Source organism: Neisseria sp. P0008.S010, assembly GCF_051962715.1.
Lineage (GTDB): Bacteria > Pseudomonadota > Gammaproteobacteria > Burkholderiales > Neisseriaceae > Neisseria > Neisseria elongata.
In genome coordinates, this window is the sequence record NZ_JBQCVA010000106.1 from 1 (window position 1) to 1,307 (window position 1,307).

A 1,307-nucleotide genomic window follows, 5' to 3' on the forward strand; every position below is an offset into this window, starting at 1 on the left:
CAATTCGGACAGGGTGTCGTCTTGCGCCAGCCAGTTGCGGTAGCGGCATAAGGTGCTGTAATCGGGGATGCTCAACTGCCCCGTTAAACCCTTCAGCCTTGGTGTATCACTGCCCCACCAGACCGAAAGCCTGCCCGCAATACTGGCGGCAGAGGAGAAAAAGCAACTCCCCGCGCCTGTTGTGGTAAAAGCTGCCGATTCAAGCGATGCCTAATGCAGAAAACGCAAGATTGCGGAAAGCCACAATTCCGCCACCGCCCGCCTGCTGACATACGACGGCGATACGTCGGCAATCGAACTGGCGGAATGCGCGGTGGCAAACGAAATCATCAACCTGACCAAGATAGTCAGTGATGTCCATGAAAACTTTATGTTCTGCAAGGAAAACCAAAACCAAACCGACGACAATTTCAAATGTGCGATGCTTGAATTGACGCGCCTGCAAAATACGATAATGGAACTGATCTGCTGCTGATGGCAATGGGACAAGCCATCCGAACTGTTTCGGACGGCTTTTGTACCGTATTTTCGCCTTTGGATTCCGGTTGTTTAGGGATAAAAACAAGTAAACTAAAACCGTTTGATTGGAAAATGCTCCGCGAGGGGGAAATTATGTTCAAAAAATCACTTTATAAGGCTGCTTTGGCGTATTTCAGCGATAAGGTGGGGAGTCAGGAAAAAAAGCGATTGCAGAAGGCATTGCTGCCGCTGCCCGCAATAGTGCTGAATTTGAACGGAAAAAGGCTTTGGTTGAAAAGGAAATCCGGGATGGAACGGCAAGAAGCAGAGGAAAACTGCCTGTATGATTTTATCTGCATCAATCATATTGAGGTCGTCTGAATTTCAGACGGCCTTTTTGTTATCCATGTATTTTCCGCCATTCGGTTTTTGTCTGCTGTTCGCGGTGGTCGAGCCAGTCGGCGATGGCGGTAAGACTGACGAATTGGCTGGTTTTTTGACTGTTGTCCGTATTGATGACCGGCCATGGGAGGGGTTGGGTTTTGGCGCGGCGGCAGGCGGTTTTTTCGCTTATATGCGGTAACCAGTCGGTAGTGGCCTGTTCGAGGGGGATGTGGGTTTTGCCGTAAATGAGTATGAGCCGTTGGTGGGTAGGTAGGTTTTCCATTTTTAGTATGCCTTGTGTTGTTGTCTGATTTTTTCTGCGTAGTCTTCCGCGTCTGTTCGGGTGGTAAATTCTTTCAGAACTTTGGTGCTTCGCCGTCTGCCTGCGTTATTAGACCTCTTGCGAAAGTATCCTGAAGATTTACAATTTCCAAATGAAATACGAAAACCTAATCCAAAGAAGC

Annotated in this window: 3 protein-coding genes; 1 reads left to right on the top strand and 2 read right to left on the bottom strand. The window is 48.5% G+C overall.

Annotation, left to right across the window (positions count from 1 at the left end; all coding sequences use genetic code 11):
- Positions 1 to 199: 199 nt before the first annotated feature.
- Positions 200 to 481, bottom strand: a complete 282-nt coding sequence (locus ACTHSL_RS12625; RefSeq protein WP_440381658.1) for a hypothetical protein — start codon at positions 479 to 481, stop codon at positions 200 to 202.
- Between ACTHSL_RS12625 and ACTHSL_RS12630 the strand changes: the two genes are divergently transcribed.
- Positions 475 to 840 (top strand): hypothetical protein, encoded by a 366-nt coding sequence (locus ACTHSL_RS12630; RefSeq protein WP_440381659.1) that lies wholly within the window; start codon positions 475 to 477, stop codon positions 838 to 840. The genes ACTHSL_RS12625 and ACTHSL_RS12630 overlap by 7 nt on opposite strands.
- 19 nt (positions 841 to 859) lie before the next feature.
- Here ACTHSL_RS12630 and ACTHSL_RS12635 read toward each other — a convergent pair whose 3' ends face one another.
- Positions 860 to 1,126 (bottom strand): pyocin activator PrtN family protein, encoded by a 267-nt coding sequence (locus ACTHSL_RS12635; protein WP_440381660.1) that lies wholly within the window; start codon positions 1,124 to 1,126, stop codon positions 860 to 862.
- Between the last annotated feature and the right edge of the window lie 181 nt (positions 1,127 to 1,307).

Excerpts from the sequence above, each read along its gene's own strand:
- ACTHSL_RS12630 (WP_440381659.1), top strand. The coding sequence starts at position 475 with ATGGCAATGGGACAAGCCATCCGAACTGTTTCGGACGGCTTTTGTACC.
- ACTHSL_RS12635 (WP_440381660.1), bottom strand. The coding sequence starts at position 1,126 with ATGGAAAACCTACCTACCCACCAACGGCTCATACTCATTTACGGCAAA.